Below are 19,185 nucleotides of genomic sequence, written 5' to 3' on the forward strand. Positions count from 1 at the left end.
CTCCGCACGACCGCACCACCGATCCGTCCATCTCACCGAATCGAGGTCCTCATGCCCTTCCCCACCTTCCCCCGTCGACTCGCGGCCATCGCCGCGACCACCGCAGCCGCCGCTCTCGTCCTCACCGGCTGCGGCGGCCAGGACGCCCTCAGCAGCGACGGCGCGTCCGGCTCCTCCGGCGACGCCGTCATCATCGGCTCAGCCGACTTCACCGAGAGCCAGCTCATCGCCACCATCTACTCCCAGGCGTTGCAGGCCGAGGGTGTCACAGTGAAGGAGCAGTTCAACATCGGCAGCCGCGAGGTCTACATGGCCGCGCTGCAGGACGGCTCCATCGACCTCCTCCCCGAATACTCGGGCGCACTGCTCAAGTACCTCGACTCCGAGTCGAAGGCCAGCACGAGCGAGGACGTCGTCGCTGAACTCGGCGACAAGCTCCCGAAGGGTGTCAGCATGCTCGACATCTCGCCCGCGGAGGACAAGGACGTGCTCGCCGTCACCCAGGAGACGGCCGACAAGTACGACCTCAAGACGATCTCCGACCTCGTGCCGTACATGTCCGAGCTCAGCCTCGGCGGCCCGCCGGAGTGGAAGACGCGCGTCAACGGCGTCGTCGGCCTCGAGCAGGTCTACGGTCTCACCTTCAAGGAGTTCGTCAGTCTCGACGCCGGCGGGCCGCTCACGATGACCGCGCTCACGAGCGGCCAGGTGCAGGTCGGCGACATCTTCAGCACCGACCCCGGGCTCACCGCGAACAAGCTCGTCGCCCTCGAAGACGACAAGTCGCTCTTCGCGGCCGAGAACATCGTCCCGGTCATCAGCACGAGCAAGCTCGACGACACGATCTCGAAGACGCTCGACAAGGTCTCCGCGGCCCTCACCACCGAAGACCTCATCGAGATGAACGGCAAGGCGTCCGACGGCACGAGCCTGAAGAGCATCGCCGAGGAGTGGCTGAAGGACGCCGACCTGGGCTAGCAGCACCCCTCGACGGGCTCAGGGGCCGAGAAGCAGCTCAGGGCCGAGAACCGGTTCAGGGCCGGTGACCCGCCCCTGAGCCCGTCGGAACCGCACCACCACCACCGCACCGCAGACGTAAAGGACCAGCGCATGCCGACCACCACCCGGACCATCCGTGCCGCCCGCGGCACCACCCTCACTGCCAAGAGCTGGCAGACCGAGGGCCCGCTCCGGATGCTCATGAACAACCTCGACCCCGAGGTCGCCGAGCACCCCGAGGACCTCGTCGTCTACGGCGGCACCGGGAAGGCCGCGCGGAACTGGGAGGCGTACGACGCGATCGTCCGCACGCTCGAAGGGCTGGAGGCCGACGAGACCCTGCTCGTGCAGTCCGGCAAGCCCGTCGGCGTCTTCCGCACGCACGAGTGGGCGCCCCGCGTGCTCATCGCGAACTCCAACCTCGTCGGCGACTGGGCGACGTGGCCCGAGTTCCGCAAGCTCGAGGCCGAAGGTCTCACCATGTACGGGCAGATGACCGCCGGCTCGTGGATCTACATCGGCACGCAGGGCATCCTCCAGGGCACCTACGAGACCTTCGCCGCCATCGCCGACAAGCGGTTCGGCGGCACCCTCGCCGGGACGCTGACCCTCACCGGCGGCGCGGGCGGCATGGGCGGGGCACAGCCGCTCGCCGTGACGCTCAACGAAGGCGTCGTGCTCATCGTCGACGTCGACCCGAGCCGCCTGGAGCGACGCGTCGAACACCGCTACCTCGACGAGATGACGGACGACCTCGACGACGCCGTCGAACGCGTGCTCGCCGCCAAGGCCGAACGGCGCCCCCTGTCGGTCGGTCTCGTCGGCAACGCCGCGACCGTCTTCCCCGAACTGCTGCGGCGCGGTGTCGCCATCGACATCGTCACCGACCAGACGAGCGCTCACGACCCGCTCGCCTACCTGCCCGAGGACACGGCGCTCGCCGACTGGCAGACCGAGGCGGCGGCCGACCCGGTCGACTTCACGCGCCGCTCGCGACTCGCCATGGCGAAGCAGGTGCAGGCGATGGTCGACTTCCAGGATGCCGGCGCCGAGGTCTTCGACTACGGCAACTCCATCCGCGCCGAGGCGAAACTCGGCGGTTGCGAGCGCGCCTTCGACTTCCCCGGCTTCGTGCCCGCCTACATCCGACCGCTCTTCGCCGAGGGCAAGGGCCCGTTCCGCTGGGCGGCCCTCTCCGGCGACCCGGCGGACATCGCCGCGACCGACCGCGCCATCCTCGAACTGTTCCCCGAGGACGAGAAGCTGCGCCGTTGGATCACCTCGGCCGGCGAGAAGATCGCCTTCGAGGGGCTGCCAGCCCGCATCTGCTGGCTCGGCTACCAGGAGCGCCACCTGGCCGGCCTGAAGTTCAACGAGATGGTCGCCTCGGGTGAGCTGAGCGCACCCGTGGTCATCGGCCGCGACCACCTCGACTCCGGTTCCGTCGCCTCGCCGTACCGCGAGACGGAGGCCATGGCCGACGGCTCCGACGCGATCGCCGACTGGCCGCTGCTCAACGCCCTGCTCAACACGGCGTCCGGCGCGACCTGGGTGTCGATCCACCACGGCGGCGGGGTCGGCATCGGCCGGTCCATCCATGCCGGTCAGGTGATCGTCGCCGACGGGACGCCGCTCGCCGCCGAGAAGATCGCGCGCGTGCTCGTCAACGACCCGGGCACCGGCGTCATGCGTCACGTCGACGCCGGCTACGAGCGGGCGGCCGAGGTCGCCCGCGAACGCGGCCTGCGGGTGCCGATGTGGGAGGGCGAGTGACCGACGGCCTGATCGCCCACGGTCGACTCGCCGGGCTCGACGAGATCACCGGCGTCGGGGTCGATCCGGCACGCGGCGGGTACTCCCGGCATGTCTGGACGCCGGCAGAGTTCGAGCTTCGCGAGTGGTTCACCGCTCGCGCCGCCCGACTCGGTCTCGACGTCGAGACGGACCGGAACGGCAACCTGTGGGCGTGGTGGGGCGCGCCTGGGCCCGACGCGGTCGTCACCGGCAGCCACCTCGACTCCGTCCCGGGCGGCGGCGCGTTCGACGGGCCGCTCGGCGTCGTCTCAGCGCTGGACGCCGTCGCGCGTCTGCAGGCCACCGGGTTCCAGCCGTCGCGTCCCGTCGCCGTCGTGGTGTTCGCCGAGGAGGAGGGGTCCCGGTTCGGCGTCGCCTGCCTCGGATCCCGGCTCCTGTGCGGGGCGATCACCGCGGACGCCGCCCGAGCGCTGACGGACGCGGACGGGGTCACCGTGGCGGAGGCCGCAGCGGCCGCCGGGCTCGCTCCCGAGCACCTCGGCCGCGACGACGAAGCGCTCGGCCGCATCGGACTCTTCATCGAGTTGCACGTGGAACAGGGTCGCGGCCTCATCGACCTCGGCTCGCCCACCGCCGTCGCCTCGTCGATCCTCGCCCACGGCCGCTGGCGCCTCCGGGTGAGCGGTCAGGGGAACCACGCCGGCGCTACCGGTATGCGCGAGCGCCGTGATCCCGTGGTCGCCGCAGCACGTGCTGTCCTCGCGGTCGAGCAGGCCGCCCTCGCGACGGACGACGCCCGCGCCACCGTCGGCCGCCTGCGCATCGTGCCGGGTGGCACCAACGTCATCGCCTCCCAGGTCGACGCCTGGGTGGACGCCCGCGCGGCCACCGACGCCGGCACGCGCGCCCTCGTCGCGGACATCGAGGGCCGGGTGCAGGAGGCCGTCGTCGACTCCGGCTGCGTGGTGGAGCTGATCGAGGAGTCCTGGTCGGGCGTCGTCGAGTTCGACCCCGAGCTCGCCGCGCGACTCGCCGGCACGCTCGGCGGGGTCCCACTGCTGCCGGCGGGCGCAGGCCACGACGCCGGGGTCCTGAGCGGCGCGGTGCCGACCGCGATGGTCTTCGTCCGGAACCCGACCGGTGTCTCGCACTCGCCGGAGGAGTTCGCCGAGACGGCCGACTGCGTCGCCGGCGTCGAAGCGCTCGAAGCCCTGCTCCGGGGCGTCCTGTGACGGTCGCGAGCGTTGACCCCGGCGCGGCGGACGCGCGGGCTCCCATCTGGGCCGCGACGGCGATCATCGACGGTCGCCCGACCGGCCGCGTGCGCTTCACGTCCGACGACTCCGGACGGATCGCGACCGTCGAGCGCGGCGTCGAGCCGGAGGCGGGCGACCGCCGCCTCGGAACGGTCGTCCCGGGCATGGGGAACGCCCACTCCCACGCGTTCCACCGTCTGCTGCGCGGACGCACCCACGCCGACGGCGGTGACTTCTGGCAGTGGCGCGAGGCGATGTACGCGGCGGCCGCGAGCCTCGACCCGGACCACTACGGCCGGGTCGCACGTGCCGTGTTCGGCGAGATGCTCGTCTGCGGCTGGACGGCCGTCGGCGAGTTCCACTACGTGCACCACCAGGCCGACGGCACCCCGTACCCGACCGCCCACGCGATGGAACTGGCGGTCGCCGAAGCCGCCGCCGACGTCGGCATCCGGCTCACCCTCCTCGACACGGCCTACCTCGCAAGCGGCCTCGGGCCCGCCGGGGGTCCTGCCGCACCGCTGCTCACCGAACAGCTCGCGTTCGGCGACGGCGACGCGGCCGACTGGCTCGCCCGCTGGCATCGACTGCGCGACGCACTGTCCGGCTCCGTCGGTACCGCCGCACTCGTCACGCTCGGTGCCGCGCTGCACTCGGTGCGTGCCGTGCCCGTCGACGCCATGCGCACGATCCTCGCCGGCCTGCCCGACGACGTCCCGCTGCACGTCCACCTGTCGGAGCAACCGCAGGAGAACGTCGACACGCTCGCGAAGACGGGCAGGACGCCGACGGGCGTGCTCGCCGCGCTCGGAGCGCTCGCCCCGCGCATCAGCCTCGTCCACGCGACACACCTGACCGACGCGGACGTCACGGCGATCGGACGGTCCGGCGCGACCGTCGTCATGTGCCCGACGACCGAAGCCGACCTCGGCGACGGCATCGGACCGGCCCGCCGCCTCGCGGACGCGGGGGCCCGGATCGCCGTCGGCTCCGACCAGAACGCGGTGGTCGACCCGCTGCTCGAACTGCGTGGTCTCGAAGCCGGGGAACGGCTCGCCTCCGGCAGACGCGGCCGGTTCTCGCCCGCCGAGCTCCTCCAGGCGGGCACCGACCACGGCTACCGTTCGCTCGGACTCGGGCGGCACGCGCTGGATCCGGGTGATCCGCTCGACCTCGTCGAGGTGTCGACGTCGAGCCTCCGCACCACCGGCATGGACCCGGCGCAACTCGCCCTCGTCGCGACCGCGTCCGACGTCGAGCGTGTCGTCGTCGGCGGGCGGCTCGTGGCGGAGCGAGGTCGGCTGCTTGCGACATCACGGGAGTCGACGCCGGAACAGCTCCTCGCGGTGGCGCTGACAGAGCTGGCAGCATCGACGGAGACGCCCCGGGCGGCCGCCTCGCACCCGACACCCGATCACCCCTCGCAGGAGAGGCAGCCATGACCAGCGAACTCATCACCGGCATCGCCGAGCTCACGACCAACGCGGGCTCCGGGCCGGGCGACGTCGACGGCAACCGGATCACCGCTGCGGCGGTCGTCATCGAAGACGGCCGGATCGCTTGGCTCGGCGCAGCGGCCGACGCACCCGACGCCGACACGCGGACCGACGTGGGCGGACGCGCCGTGCTCCCGGGTTGGGTCGACACGCACACGCATCTCGTGTTCGCGGGCGACCGCTCGGCGGAGTTCGAGGCGCGCATGGCCGGCGGCCGGTACGCGGCGGGCGGGATCGCGACGACCGTGGCCGCCACTCGGGCCGCATCGGAGGAGCAGCTCGTCGCGGGTGCGCAGCGGTTGCGAGCGGAGGCGCTCGCGCAGGGGACGACCTTCCTCGAGGCGAAGACGGGCTACGCGCTCGACGTGGAGGGCGAGGCGCGATCCGCTCGGGCGGCGGCCGAGGTCGCCGACGTCGTCACCTTCCTCGGGGCCCATCTCGTGCCGGCCGGCGTCGACCGCCGCGACTACCTCGACCTCGTGACCGGACCGATGCTCGCGGCGGTGGCCCCGTTCGCGTCGTACATCGACGCGTTCTGCGAGGTCGGGGCCTTCGACGTCGAGGAGTCGCGTGAGGTGCTGCTCGCCGGTCGCGCTGCGGGCCTGGGCGTCCGGGTGCACGGGAACCAGCTCGGCGAGAGCGGCGGGGTGCGCCTCGCGGTCGAGCTGGAGGCTGCGAGCGTCGACCACTGCAACCACCTGTCGGACGTCGACGTCGACCTCCTGGCCGGTTCGTCGACGGTCGCGACCCTGCTCCCGGCCTGCGACCTGTCGACGCGCGAGCCGTTCCCGCCGGCGCGCGCGCTCATCGACGCCGGTGCTTCGATCGCGCTCGCGACCAACTGCAACCCGGGCACCTCGTACACGACGTCGATGGCGTACTGCGTGGCGACCGCCGTGCTGCAGATGCGGCTGACGATCGCCGAGGCGGTGTGGGCGGCGACGCGGGGGGCCGCGGTGGCGGTCGGTCTCGAGCACGGTGCCGAGGCCGTCGGATCGCTTCGCGTGGGTGGTCTCGCGGACCTGCAGGTGCTCGACGCGCCCTCGGTGTCGCACCTCGCCTACCGACCCGGTGTGCCGTTGACGGTCGGCGTCCGGCACCGCGGCGAGCGTGTCACGGCAGGGACGACGCAGCGGTGAGCGGCGCGACGGAGGGCCACGCACTCGTGTTGCTGCCGGCCGACCGGCATCGGAGCTACCGCTGGCGGAACGGGCTGGGGACCGCGACGGAGATCGCCGTCGAGGCCGTCGGGCTCCGGACCGATGGTGGGCTCGGCGACGGTGTCGGTGACGCACCGGCCGCTCCGGGGTGGACGCTGAGCATCGCGACGGTCGAGTCGGACGTCGCCTTCTCGTCGTTCCCGGGCGTCGACCGTCAGCTGATGGCGTTGTCGGCGGGTGGACTCGGACTCGTGATCGATGGTCAGCCGGTCGAGTTGGACCGGTGGCGGGTCGCCGCCTTCGACGGGGCCTCAGCGGTGTCGTCGCGGGGCGTGGTCGGGCCGATGCTCGATCTCAACCTGATGGTGTCGCGGGACCGGTTCCGTGGATCGCTCGAGGTCGGCGTCGTCGACGGGTCGAGGCTCGTCACCACGCCCCCTGGTGCCACCACGTTCGTCGTGTTCCTCGATGGGCTGCTGTCGGCGGAGGGGCCAGGTCTGGACCCTCGAGCGCTCCGGCGGCACGACACCCTCCGACTCGAGGCCGGCACCCTGTCCCTGACCGGCGATGCCACGATCGCGCTCGCCCGGATCCTCCCCCGTCGGTGATGGGTGCCAGCGCGGTGCGCTGACGCGAGCGCGCCCCACAGCCGCGAGCGCGGGTCTCCGGAGGGGTGCGCCGACGTCGCTGACCCGCACTCACGCCGACTCGTCAGCTCTCGCGCCAGCGCACCGCGCTGACCTGAGACCTCCCCACCGGGTGCCGGCGCGGTGCGCCCGCGTGAGTGGCGCACACCCGGCGTGGGCGCTCCCCACGCGCGTGAGCGCGGGTCTCCGGAGGGGCGCGCTCACGTCACAGATCCGCGCCCACGTCAGCGCACCGCGCTGGCGCAACCGGACCGGGCTACTTCTTGCGGTCGAGGACCGCGAAGCGGAAGGTGTAGGTGGCGTCGAGCGTGTCCTCGAGGCCCGTCACGTTCTTCTGGGCGAGGACCGTCTCGGTGCCCTGGAGGAGCGGGATGATCGGAGCCGCGGTCGCGGTCAGTGCCTGGATCTGCTCGATCGCCGCGATGCGCGCCGCCGGGTCGGTCGCCGTCGCCTCGGTGTCGATGAGCGCGTCGACGGCCGGGTCCGAGTACCCGTTGGCGACGGACGCCCCGGTCGTCGAGTACGCCGAGCGCAGGAAGTTGTCGGGGTCCGGGTAGTCCGGGAAGAACCCCAGCTGGTACGCCGGGTAGCCCGACTCCGGGTTCAGCTCCTTCACGTAGCTGGTCCACTCGGTCGACTGCAGGTCGACGGTGAACAGTCCGGACTCCTCCAGCTGCGACTTGATGAGCGCGTACTCCTGGTCGGAGTCGGGGCCGTAGTGGTCGCTCGTGTACTGGATCGGCAGGGCGACCGGGGTGCTGACGCCCGCGGCCGCAAGGATCGCCGCGGCCTTCGCCGGGTCCGGCGCGTCGCCGTACGCGGTCTGGAACGCGGGCGTCGCACCCGTCTGTCCGTCGAGCACCACCGAGTAGGCCGGCGCGTAGGTGCCCTTGTAGACCTGGTCGGCGATCTCCTCACGATCGATGAGCGACGCGACCGCCTGCCGGATGGCGAGCTTCTGCGCGTCGTTCGCACCCGGCTGGGTGTTCAGGTTGAACGCGAGGAACCGCACCGAACCGCCCGGCCCCTCGACGACCTGCAGGTCGGAGTCGCTCCGGAGGTCGGCGACGTCCGTCGCGGTCAGCGAGCGGTAGGCGATGTCGACGTCGCCCTTCTCCAGGTCGAGCCGCAGGTTCGACGCCGTCGTGTACGGCTTGAGCACGACGTGCTGCGTCTTCGCGCGGGTCCCGGAGTAGCGCGAGTTCGCCTCGAGCGAGAGCAGCCCGCCCGCCTGGTAGCTGTCGACGGCGTAGGGGCCGGAGCCGATCACGTCGTCGTCGCTCAGCAGCTCGTCAGCAGGGAAGACCTCTTCGTCGACGATCGGCCCGGCCATGCTCGTGAGCACGTAGGGCCAGGTCTGGTCGTTCGGCACCGTGAGGTGGAAGACGACCTGGTTGTCGTCACCCTCCTCGACGCTGTCGAGGTTCGCGAGCAGCGGCGACGGGCCGTTGTCGGCGGCGATCTCACGGACGCGGGTGAAGGAGTAGACGACGTCCTCGGCCGTGAGCGCGTGACCGTTGGAGAAGGTCAGCCCCTCCTTGACCGTGCAGACGTAGGTGGTCTCGTCGGTGAAGTCGCACGATTCCGCCGCGTCGGGCGCGGGGACGACGTCGCCTTCGTCGTAGCTGAGGAGGTGCTGGTAGATCTGGTTCTGCGGCGTGAAGGATCCGCGATCCCAGGCACCGGCCGGGTCGAGCGAGACGATCTGATCGGTCGTGCCGATGACGAGCGCCGTGGTCGTGGCGGTGCCGCCCTGGGCTGTGCAACCGGTGAGGGCGGCGACGACACCGAGGCCGACGGCGACCGTGGTGAATCTGGCGGATCGGTTCATGGAGCGGTTCCTTCGGGTGACTGCGGGAGAGCTGATGCTGATGGCGCGACGGGGACCGCGTGCGCGGCGAGCGCGAACCTCGGGTGCGGTTCGGCTCCGTCGACGAGATCGGCGATGAGGCGTCCCAGCACCGGGCCGAACTTGAACCCGTGACCGGAGAATCCCGTCGTGACGATGATGCTGTCGATCCGGTCGATCACGAAATCCTCGCTGGGGCTCAGATCGTAGAGGCAGCTGATGGTATGGGGTGCGGACGCGTCGACCCCTGGCACCCATTCGGCGACGTAGGCGGTGAGCCGCGCGAGTTCCTCGGGTTCGGCGAGGCCGTCGCGTGCGTCGGGGTGGACGTGGACGGCACCGCCGTGCAGCCCGACCTTGACCCCCTCGCCAGGCGTCAGCAGCCCGTACACGCTCGACCCCTCGGCGGGGTAGTGGACGAAACTCGGCCAGCCGCCGGCGCCCAGCCCGCTCGGGAAGTGCGCGGGCTGGACCTGCGTCACGACGATCTCGGGCAGCGGACGACCGACGCTACGAGCGAGTGCGCCGACGAGGTCGGGCGTCCAGGAGCCGGCCGCGACGACCACGTGGTCGGCGACGACGTCGCCCAGCTCGGTGCGGACGACGGCGCCGCCGACACCGGCGGTCGGATCGGTCGACTCAGTCGGATCGACGCCCGTCACCCGCAGGCCGAAGCGCAGGGTCGCTCCTGCCACCTCGGCGAGGTCGAGCAGGGCCTCGATCGCCTCGGCGGAGTACAGTCGCCCGCCGGTCGCGTGGTGGAGGACCTCGCGGTCGAACCGCAGTCCGGGCCAGCGGTCGCTCGCCTGCTCCGGGGTGAGGCGCTCCGACGCGATCCCACCCCGGGTCATCGCCGCCTCGATCGCCGCGAGCATCTCGGGTCGGCCGTGGTCGAGCGCACCGGTGAGGTCGAGCAGTGTCCGCCCGCTCGCGGATTCGAGCGCCCGCCAGGCCGCGAGCGCCTCCGACGTCAGCGCGACGTAGTCGTCGGCGTCGTAACCCTGACGGAAGATGCGGGTCGCGCCGTGGGAGGAGCCGTGCTCGTGACCGCGCGGGTACCGCTCGAGAAGCAGGACGTCGCGGCCCTGCTCGGCCAGCGAGCGTGCAGCCGCCGCACCGACGATCCCGGCGCCGATGACCACGACCTCGGCGCGCGCCGGCAGCGCGGTCGGCGTCGCGTCCGCTGCCGGACCCGACGCGGTCATCGGCCCGACTCCGCAGGCAGGCCCGACTCCGTCGTCACGCGCGTCGCTGCGGTGGCGCGCGCCTCGACCGCCCGACGAGCCGGCATCGCGGCGGCCACGGCGGCCTCGTCGGCGAACGGACGGGACGGGAACCGACCGGGGGCGTACCGCGACGCGTCGACGAAGGGGCTCTCACCAGTGACGATCAGTTCGGCGACCATCCGGCCGAGTCCAGGGCCGTGCGTGACCCCGGACTCGTTGTCGCCGGCCACGACGAACAATCCGTCGAGCTCCGGGACGGACCCAGCGATGAAGCGGCGGTCCGCGGTGTACGACACGATCCCCTGCACGGCTTCGGCGTCGTCGACGACGGGCGCGGCGGCCGGGATGAGCTCGGAGACGATCGGCGACAGGTGCTCGCGCATCGCCTCGACGAGGTCGGGGCGGTCCGGACGACGATCCGCGGGGCTGTCGCGCACCGCGAGCGCCTCGTAGCCGACGCCGTTGCCGTACGTGAGACCACCGAGGTGTTCCCTGATCCACAGTCCGTCCAGCTCCGGGATCATGAGGGTCGGCACCTCGCCGAGGCCGAACAGGGCGGTGGTCAGGCGGCTCGCGATCACCCGCGCGAACGGCAGCACGCGGTCCGTCGCGGCGAGGAGCTCGTTCGTCCAGGACCCTGCGGCGAGGACGACCTCGTCGCCGAGGACGCGCTCGCCGGTGGCGGTCAGCACGCCGACGGCTCGGCCACCTTCGGCGAGGAGATCGACGACGGGTGTCTGCTCGATGATCTCGACACCCTCGGCCCGGGCGAGCGCAGCGAGCGCGATTCCGGCGTCGGGCGCGCTGATCTGGATGCCGTCGGGATGGATGAACGCCCCGACGATCGCTTCGGGGTCGAGACCCGGAACGAGTTCAGCGGTCTCGACGGCGGTGAGCAGGCGGGCGTCCTCGGGGCGGAGCGGGTGCTCGGCGAACGGCAGCAGGTGGTCGAGCACGGCCTGCTCGGTGAGGGCGAGCCACACGTTGCCCGTGTTCCGCAGCCCGATGTCGTATCCGGCAGCGTCGAGCCCGCGGTAGAAGTCGAGGCCGGCCTGCTCGAGGGCGAGTTCCGACTCGTCCCAGTACCAGGCGTAGCCCGCCGCCCAGAGGCCGACGAAGCCCGCTCCGGCTGCGGTCGTCGCACCGGCGGCGGTGCCCGACTCGAGGACCGTCACCCGTCGACCGGCGCGGGCGAGGTGGACGGCGGTCGCCAGGCCGAAGAGGCCGGCGCCGACGATGACGGTGGTTGCGGGGCGGGGGTCGGTCACCCTTCGAGGCTAGTCACTCGCCGTCCAGGAGCCGACCATCCCGCCGCAATCGGACACGTGCGCGTTCGCAACTCAGGAACGCCGCCGGCGTGTCCGCACCCCGATGGACGAGATGGGGGCGACGCCCCGGCGGCGTCCTGAATTGCGAACGGGAAGAGCCGACTAGATGACGCCCTGGGCGAGCATCGCGTCCGCGACCTTCACGAACGCGGCGGTGTTCGCCCCGACGACGTAGTCGCCCGGCCGGCCGTAGCGCTCGGCGGCCTCATAAGCGGCGCGGTGCACGCCGTGCATGATGCCGCGCAGTTTCACCTCGCTGTCATCGAAGGACCACCGCTGCCGGGCCGCGTTCTGACTCATCTCGAGCGCCGAGGTCGCCACACCACCGGCGTTCGCCGCCTTCCCCGGGCCGAAGAGGACGCCGGCCTGCTGGAACACCCGCACGGCCTCGGGCGTCGACGGCATGTTCGCGCCCTCCGCGACCGCGATGACGCCGTGCTTCACGAGGGCGATCGCGTCGCGTTCGTGCAGCTCGTTCTGCGTCGCGCTCGGCAGCGCGATCTCCCCTGGGACGTCCCAGACACTGCCGCCGGCGACGAAGTGGGCGCCCTGACGGCGGGCGGCGTACTCGGAGATCCGGCCGCGCTCGACCTCCTTGATCTGCTTGAGGAGCTCGAGGTCGATGCCGGCGTCGTCGACCACGTACCCGGAGGAGTCCGACGCGGTGACGGCGGTACCACCGAGCTGGTGGACCTTCTCGATCGCGTACGTCGCGACGTTCCCGGAGCCCGACACGATGACGCGCTTGCCCTCGACCCCGCGGCCGTCGACGGCGAGCATCTCGTCCACGAAGAACACCGTCCCGTACCCGGTCGCCTCGGTGCGCACCTCGGCGCCACCCCAGCCGACGCCCTTGCCGGTGAACATGCCCGACTCGTGACGGTTGGTGATCTTCCGGTACTGGCCGAAGAGGAAGCCGATCTCGCGCGCGCCGACGCCGATGTCGCCGGCCGGGACGTCGGTGTGCTCGCCGAGGTGGCGGTAGAGCTCGTTCATGAAGCTCTGGCAGAAGCGCATGATCTCGGCGTCCGATCGCCCGTGCGGGTCGAAGTCGCTGCCGCCCTTGGCGCCGCCGATGCCCTGCGCGGTGAGAGCGTTCTTGAAGATCTGCTCGAACCCGAGGAACTTCACGATCGACAGGTTCACACTCGGGTGGAAGCGCAACCCGCCCTTGTACGGGCCGAGCGCCGAGTTGAACTGGACGCGGAAGCCGCGGTTCACCTGCACCCGGTTGCGGTCGTCGGTCCACGGCACGCGGAACACGACCTGCCGCTCGGGTTCGACGAGGCGTTCGAGGATGCCCGCCTCGAGGTACTCCGGGTGTTCGTCGAGGGCCGGGCGGATGGACTCGAGGACTTCGAGGAGCGCCTGGTGGAACTCGGGTTCGCCCGCATTGCGCCGCAGGGCGGCCTCCGCGACGGCGTGGACGGGGTCGGTGGACGTGGTGGTGCCGGTCACTGTGGTGCTTTCTGATCGGCCGACCAGGCGTCTCCGGCTGTCGCTCGACGGTGGTCGGAGGCAGTGGAGCGCGACTCGCCGGCGGGGAGGTACACGGGCCGTCGTGGGGCCTCGGCAAGCCTGGCAGCCGCGATAGATATCCGTCAAACGTCGACTAGACGAGCCGACCGGACCGGTGGGACGACGGCCTAGAGGTGGTCGTGCTCCGCGGCCTCGCTCGGGATGATCGGGATCGCGAGGGCCGGGAGCACCGCGACCGCGAGGAAGGCGAGCGGATAGCCCACCAGGCCGATGAGCGCACCGACCGCCGGCCCGACGACCGACGCGGCGATGAACTGGCCGGTGTTCTGCGCTCCCAGCGCCCGCCCCGCCCAGGTGGGGCCTGCCATCTCCGCGACCGAGGTGAAGGCGAGCCCGTTGTCGGCGACCGTCACCGCACTGGCGACGACGAGCGCGACGGCGACCGCCACCGGCCACTGCAGCAGCCCCACACCGGCGAGGAGCAGCATGACGACGACCGCCGACACCGCCACCCAGCGCAGCGGTCGCACCCGGCTGCCGAGGCGGTCGCTCAACACCCCGACGCCGATCCGGCCGACGGCGCCGACGAACTGCGCGACACCGACGAGCGCGCCCGCCGCGAGCGCATTCCAGCCCTGGTCGGCGACGAGCCAGACGAGTGCGAAGGTCGTGAGCGTGAACTGCGGCACCACGAGCAGGATCGACACGGCGTGGATGCGCCAGAGGAAGCCGTCGCCTCGGTAGGGGTTGCGTGGTCGCGCGGTCACGGGGTTCGGCGTCGTCTCCGTCGGGACCGGCTTCGACACCACGGTCCGTGGCGGATTCCGGAGTCCGATCGTGCAGGCCACGGCGAGGACACCCGTCGCGACGAGCGAGATCATGAGGGCGGCGGAGATGCCCGACGCCGCCGCCACGGACGGCACCGTCACCGCGGCCGCCGTGACGCCGAGGGGCTGCGACATCTGGCGGATCCCCATCGCGAGACCGCGGCGGTCCTTCGGGAACCAGCCGACGACGATCCGGCCGCTCGCCGAGTTCGTGCTCGCGGAGGCGGCGCCACCGAGCAGGAGCAGGATCCCGAGCGGACCGTAGCCGAGCGACGGGATGAGGCCGTCCGCGGCGATCGCCCCGGCAGCGGCCAGAGCGGTGAGGGCGAGGCCGCCGGCGATGACGATGCGCTCGCCGACACGGTCGGCCAGCCAGCCCCAGGCGATGAGCGTCAGCACCATGCCGAGTGTGGGGGCGGCGGCCAGGACGCCGGCCTCGGCGAGCGACATGCCCCGCTCGGCGTGCAGGAGCGGGATGAGGAACGCCGGGGTGCTGACGAAGAGCGTGCCGGCGGTCTGCGCGGCGACACCGAGCCCGAGGACGGTCCAGGCCCGACCGGCGTTCGGCATCGGTGGACGCGCCCCGCGAGCGGTCGCCGGGGCCTCGGGGGCTGGTGTCGATCCGGTCATCGTGCCGCTTCCTGCGGTGGGTGTCTCCCGCTGCTAGCATGACGGTACACCATTTTGGTATACCAATTGTCACCGGCCAGATCGGGAACACGCATGAGTACTCCGACGCAGACCACGCAGCTCTACGAGCGCCTCCGCGGGGCGATCCTGACCCTCGACCTCGCGCCCGGGCAGCCGCTCACCGAGCGCGGGCTCGAGCAACGGTTCGCGGCGTCACGGACGCCCGTGCGCGCCGCACTCACCCGGCTCGAGGCCGAGGGTCTGGCGCGTCGGGACGGCCGCGGCTGGATCGTCGCACCCATCGACCTCGAGGAGATCGGGCTCATCGCCGAGGTCCGTGAGGCGCTCGAGACCGCCGGCGTCCGGCTCGCCGCCGAACGCGCGACCGAAGCGCAGCTCGCCGCGATCCGCACCCTCCTCGACGAGCCCCGCCCCGACGACGAGCACACGGTCCTCCGCGTCGGCGGCGACTTCCACGAGGAGCTCGCGGCGCTGTCCGCGAACCACCTGCTCGCCGAAGGGGTGCGCGGCGCGATGGTCCGGCTCGCCCGCACCCGTTGGCTCGAGGTGCGGACGCCTGAGGCCCGAGAGCAGGCCGCCACGGAGCACCGCGCCATCCTCGATGCGGTCGCGGCGCGCGACCCCGAGCGCGCGGCGGACCTCGTCGCGCGCCACATCCGCGGGACGAACGAGCGGCTCATCGCATCGCTCACCGCCGACCAGCGGCGCCTCCGCGGTCACGGTGTCGACATCGTCAGCTGAACCCCGGCGACACCTCGTCGGCGCTCACAACTCCTGCACCCCGCTGCGGATAGCGCCGACACGCCGTCCCCGACGTCGACCCCGTCCTCGAATGCGGACCGACTGCAGGAGCTCCGCGCGAGCGTGACGGCTCAGTCCTCGAGTGGCTCCGCCGACAGCAGCCCGCGCAACCAGTCACGGGCCTCGATGAACACCTCGTCGTTGTAGCGCGAGTGGTAGTCGACGGCGGTGCGGTCGGCGCTCGGGTACGAGCCCAGGAAGATCACGTTCGGGCTGAACCGCCGGAGCCCGAGCAGGGCGTCGGCCATCCGCTCGTCCTCGATGTGGCCGAGGGCGTCGATCACGAAGCGGTAGCGGCCGAGCGCGTCGCCGATGGGCCGGGACTCGATGAGACTCAGGTTCACACCTCGCGTGGAGAACTGCTCGAGCATGCCGAGCAGCGAGCCGGACTCGTCGTTCGGCAACTCGACGATGAGGCTCGTCTTGTCGGCGCCCGTCCTGGCCGGGATCTCCCGTGAACGGCTGACGACGACGAAGCGGGTCACGGCGTTCGGGTTGTCGCCGATGTTCTCCGCGAGGACGTCGAGGTCGTAGTGGTTCACGATGCCGGGCGGGGCGACCGCGGCGTCGGCGGTCGAGGTGCCGTCGAGCAGGGAGGCTGCGGCGGCGACGTTGCTCGACGCCGGGATGTGTCCGTGCGAGGGCAGCTTGGCGTCGAGCCAGAGGTGGCACTGCCCGTAGGCGACGGGGTGCGCGTTCACGACCGCGACGTCCTCGAGGCGGGTTCCGGGGCGGGCGACGAGTACGAAGTTCACCGGCACGAGCACTTCGCCGACGATGCGGAGACCAGGCATCGTGGCGAGTGCATCCTGCGCCACCGACACGCCCCCGTCGACCGAGTTCTCGATGGCGATGACCGCGGCCGTGCTGCGGCCCTCGAGGACGTCGCCGAGCGCCTCGCCGACGTTCGACACGGGCTTCCAGATCTGACCCTTGGCCTCCTCGACCTGGCCGAGCGCCACCTCGGTGAAGGTCCCGCTCGGACCGAGGAAACTGTAGCTCCGGAGGGCGTCGTCGGCGGGTGCGGCTGGCATGCCTCCGAGCGTACCGTGTGCTTTGCGACACGCTCTGGAACGGCCGTTGACTCCCATCCAGGTCACATTCGGGTGATTTCCAGGAAGATCGGGCCGTTTCGGCCCCGATACCCCCCGTTTTGAGCTATTCAAATCACGCCAATACCCGCCACAATGGATACAAGGGTGTATTGAGCGCTGCCGCTCGTCTCGGGAAGCGAGTTCACGGCCGTTCGTCTCCCCGATCTCGATGCGTGACCCATGTCGCGTGAGGCTCCACCCGACGGGCTGAGACAGGAACAGGAGTGACGTGACGAGTGTCTTCACCGACGCCGCCCCGCGGTCCACTCCACGGCTGAACCTGGCGAGCGGCGGCGAGGCCGTGTTCAGCCTCGGCTCCTCCTGGAACCTCCCGTCGTTGTCGCTGCCGGCCTGGGTGCACCGGCCGATCTCGGCGGCCCGCGCGACTCTCGTCAAGTCGCTCGTCATGACCGTCGCGATCGCCGCGATCCTGGCCGGCGTCGTCACGGTGACGCAGACCTCGACCGCCGGCGCGACCGCGATCTCCGCCGCCGACTTCGCACCGGCGGCCTCCTCCGTCCCGACGATGACGGCCGCCGCCTTCACCACCGCCTACGCCGGCGACCTCGCTGCGGCGGCGACGGCCCTCACGACGATGTCCTCATCGCAGGTCGCGCAGCTGTGGACCGAGCTCGCTCCCGGCTACCGCGCACTGCTCATCACCGGTTACCCGGCGGTCATCGGCAACCTCGAGGGCGTCGCCTACACGGACCGGGCGACGGCCAACGTCTCCCGCCTCGCCGGCCTCCTCGCCGACACCGAGGCGAGCTACCGCTCGCTGACGGTGAGCAGCGACCAGGTCGACGGGCAGGCGGACTCGGCGGCCCTCGCCACGACCCTGTCGCGCCTGGACGCGATCAAGCTGCTCGTCGACCGGTACTCGCCGGACGCGATCGCCGCCCGCCTCCAGCCGGAGTACCTCATCACCTTGCAGGCGGGCGGCTCCGGACCCCCGCGGGTCGCGGTCGCCGTGGGAGACGTGGACACCGCCGCCTACGTCACGGTGTTCGTCCCCGGGATGAACAGCAGCGCCCTCGAACTCGACGACTACCTGCGCGGGGCGAAGCGCATCCAGAGCGCCGCAGCCGACAGCGCGGTCATCCTCTGGATCGGCGGACACAGCCCGAGCGCGCTCGAGGTGCCGTCGAACGACCGGGCGGTCGAAGGGGCACCCCTGCTCGCCGGAGTGCTCGCCGGATACGACGCCGTCCGTTCCGCGCGCGGCATCGTCTCCCAGTTGAGCGTCGTGGCGCACTCCTACGGCACGGCGACGGCCTCGCTGGCGTTGGCGTCCGGCGACTACCACGTCGACGACTTCGTCATGCTCGGCTCGGCCGGCATCCCGACGGAGATCGGGATCGAGGATCTGCACGTCCCGGCCGGCCGCGTGTACGCCTCCCAGGCGAGCGCCGACACCCTCGCCGGTCTCGGCCAGTTCCTGTCCGGTCGAGCCGATCCTGCGATGAGCTCCTGGGGCGCGACCACCTTCGGCTCCGACGGCCTGACGCTCGGCGACGGCGACCACCTCGGCGCCGTCGACGGGCACAACGCGGTCGGGTCGAGCAACGCCGACGACCGGGGGAAGTACCTCGGGCCGGCGACCGAGAGCCTCTACGCGATCCAGCGCATCGTCACGGGTCAGGCGTCCGCGGTCGCCGATCTGACGACGCCCGGGTCGTCCCACCAGCGCGGCTCCGTGCCGGATGCCGCGGGCGTCGGGGCGGGCGCCTCCACGACGAGCTCCTCCACGACCACCTCCGCTTCCGCCTCGGCCGCGGCGCTCCTCGCCACGCACTAGTCGACGGCCCTCCACAGGTACCTGGAGCAGCGCCCACTCCACAGATCCGTGTCGGCTCACCCCTGCACCGATGGGAGAAGGTAGCGTCGTTGACATACCGACATACGCCTTCGTAGGCTCGGGTCATGCGAACGACCATCCGACTCGCCGACGAGTTCTACGAGGCCGTCCGCGAGCACGCCTCGCAGGAGGGGAAGACCGTGACCGCCTACATCGAAGAGGCCCTGCGAGCGAAGCTGGCCGCGGCGGCCGCACCGCCCGAGCGGGAGCCGTACAAGGTCGTGCCGTACGGCCGGGGAGGACCCCGCCCAGGAATCGACCTCACGAACAACGCGCAACTCGAGGACGTCATGGACGGTTTCGAGTGAAGGTGGTCGACACCAACGTCCTCATCGGCGCGTTCCGACCCGACTCACAACACCACCGCACGCTCGCAACCTGGTTGGAAGATGCCGTCCGATCGAGAGAGCCCCTGGGCGTCAGCGAAGCCGTGCTCGCGGGGTACATCCGGATCGTGACCCAGCGTCGGATCTTCGTCGATCCCACTCCGATCTCCGTCGCGCTGGACCAGATGCAGCGACTCCGCGACGAGCCCGGGGTCCAGGTGGTCCGCCCTGGCCCGTCGTTCTGGACGGTCTTCACCTCGCTCTGTGCAGCGGTCGAGGCCCGAGGCAACCTCGTCTCGGGCGCGGCCCACGCCGCACTCGCGATCGAACACCGGGCCACCTTCGTGACGCTCGATCGCGACTTCGCGCGCTTCCCGGACCTCCGGTGGGAATCGCCACTCGCCACGGGTCAAGCGCCTTCCTGACATCGGTC

At 71.6% G+C, this 19,185-nt stretch carries 16 protein-coding genes; 10 read left to right on the top strand and 6 right to left on the bottom strand.

Features of this window, described 5'->3' with window-relative positions:
- Positions 1-51: 51 nt before the first annotated feature.
- From AC4PMY_RS13835 to AC4PMY_RS13860, 6 genes are all read left to right on the top strand, one after another.
- Complete coding sequence (locus AC4PMY_RS13835; protein WP_064296877.1) at positions 52-978, top strand: ABC transporter substrate-binding protein; 927 nt, start codon at positions 52-54, stop codon at positions 976-978.
- 132 nt (positions 979-1,110) lie between these two features.
- The gene (gene hutU / locus AC4PMY_RS13840; RefSeq protein ID WP_159876082.1) at positions 1,111-2,772 is read left to right on the top strand and encodes a urocanate hydratase; all 1,662 of its coding nucleotides are present in this window, start codon (positions 1,111-1,113) and stop codon (positions 2,770-2,772) included.
- Positions 2,769-3,986, top strand: coding sequence for an allantoate amidohydrolase (locus AC4PMY_RS13845; RefSeq protein ID WP_157583595.1), 1,218 nt, complete (start codon positions 2,769-2,771; stop codon positions 3,984-3,986). Before hutU ends, AC4PMY_RS13845 begins: the two co-directional genes overlap by 4 nt.
- Positions 3,983-5,452 carry a formimidoylglutamate deiminase gene (locus AC4PMY_RS13850; RefSeq protein WP_064296879.1) on the top strand — a complete coding sequence of 490 codons (1,470 nt, stop codon included), beginning with the start codon at positions 3,983-3,985 and terminating at the stop codon, positions 5,450-5,452. Before AC4PMY_RS13845 ends, AC4PMY_RS13850 begins: the two co-directional genes overlap by 4 nt.
- Positions 5,449-6,645, top strand: coding sequence for an imidazolonepropionase (gene hutI, locus AC4PMY_RS13855; protein ID WP_064296880.1), 1,197 nt, complete (start codon positions 5,449-5,451; stop codon positions 6,643-6,645). Before AC4PMY_RS13850 ends, hutI begins: the two co-directional genes overlap by 4 nt.
- The gene (locus AC4PMY_RS13860) at positions 6,642-7,274 is read left to right on the top strand and encodes a HutD/Ves family protein (RefSeq protein WP_491622996.1); all 633 of its coding nucleotides are present in this window, start codon (positions 6,642-6,644) and stop codon (positions 7,272-7,274) included. Before hutI ends, AC4PMY_RS13860 begins: the two co-directional genes overlap by 4 nt.
- Positions 7,275-7,569: 295 nt before the next feature.
- Here the strand turns inward: AC4PMY_RS13860 and AC4PMY_RS13865 are convergent, their stop codons facing one another.
- The 5 genes from AC4PMY_RS13865 to AC4PMY_RS13885 form a co-directional block, all read right to left on the bottom strand.
- The gene (locus AC4PMY_RS13865; protein ID WP_491622997.1) at positions 7,570-9,144 is read right to left on the bottom strand and encodes an ABC transporter substrate-binding protein; all 1,575 of its coding nucleotides are present in this window, start codon (positions 9,142-9,144) and stop codon (positions 7,570-7,572) included.
- Positions 9,141-10,367 carry an FAD-dependent oxidoreductase gene (locus AC4PMY_RS13870; RefSeq protein WP_491622998.1) on the bottom strand — a complete coding sequence of 409 codons (1,227 nt, stop codon included), beginning with the start codon at positions 10,365-10,367 and terminating at the stop codon, positions 9,141-9,143. The genes AC4PMY_RS13865 and AC4PMY_RS13870 overlap by 4 nt, the downstream gene beginning before the upstream one ends.
- The gene (locus tag AC4PMY_RS13875) at positions 10,364-11,656 is read right to left on the bottom strand and encodes an NAD(P)/FAD-dependent oxidoreductase (protein ID WP_491622999.1); all 1,293 of its coding nucleotides are present in this window, start codon (positions 11,654-11,656) and stop codon (positions 10,364-10,366) included. The genes AC4PMY_RS13870 and AC4PMY_RS13875 overlap by 4 nt, the downstream gene beginning before the upstream one ends.
- 162 nt (positions 11,657-11,818) lie before the next feature.
- Entirely contained in the window at positions 11,819-13,174 is a 1,356-nt protein-coding gene (gdhA, locus tag AC4PMY_RS13880) for an NADP-specific glutamate dehydrogenase (protein ID WP_064296885.1), read from the bottom strand.
- A gap of 188 nt (positions 13,175-13,362) precedes the next feature.
- On the bottom strand, positions 13,363-14,652 hold the full coding sequence (locus AC4PMY_RS13885; protein ID WP_369808470.1) for an MFS transporter: 1,290 nt from the start codon (positions 14,650-14,652) through the stop codon (positions 13,363-13,365).
- A 93-nt stretch (positions 14,653-14,745) separates the two neighbouring features.
- Here AC4PMY_RS13885 and AC4PMY_RS13890 point away from each other — a divergent pair, with 93 nt between their 5' ends.
- On the top strand, positions 14,746-15,414 hold the full coding sequence (locus tag AC4PMY_RS13890; RefSeq protein ID WP_064296886.1) for a GntR family transcriptional regulator: 669 nt from the start codon (positions 14,746-14,748) through the stop codon (positions 15,412-15,414).
- A 131-nt stretch (positions 15,415-15,545) separates the two neighbouring features.
- On the opposite strand, the gene pheA is transcribed toward AC4PMY_RS13890, so the two are convergent.
- Complete coding sequence (gene pheA, locus AC4PMY_RS13895; RefSeq protein ID WP_071260622.1) at positions 15,546-16,508, bottom strand: prephenate dehydratase; 963 nt, start codon at positions 16,506-16,508, stop codon at positions 15,546-15,548.
- 289 nt (positions 16,509-16,797) lie between these two features.
- Between pheA and AC4PMY_RS13900 the strand changes: the two genes are divergently transcribed.
- From AC4PMY_RS13900 to AC4PMY_RS13910, 3 genes are all read left to right on the top strand, one after another.
- The gene (locus AC4PMY_RS13900) at positions 16,798-18,366 is read left to right on the top strand and encodes an alpha/beta hydrolase (protein WP_071260624.1); all 1,569 of its coding nucleotides are present in this window, start codon (positions 16,798-16,800) and stop codon (positions 18,364-18,366) included.
- Positions 18,367-18,491: 125 nt separating this feature from the next.
- Positions 18,492-18,734 (top strand): ribbon-helix-helix protein, CopG family, encoded by a 243-nt coding sequence (locus tag AC4PMY_RS13905; RefSeq protein ID WP_491623000.1) that lies wholly within the window; start codon positions 18,492-18,494, stop codon positions 18,732-18,734.
- 2 nt (positions 18,735-18,736) lie between these two features.
- On the top strand, positions 18,737-19,177 hold the full coding sequence (locus tag AC4PMY_RS13910) for a type II toxin-antitoxin system VapC family toxin (protein WP_231884428.1): 441 nt from the start codon (positions 18,737-18,739) through the stop codon (positions 19,175-19,177).
- Positions 19,178-19,185: the final 8 nt, after the last annotated feature.

It is taken from the genome of Plantibacter sp. MDV22-iso1 (genome assembly GCF_058408345.1).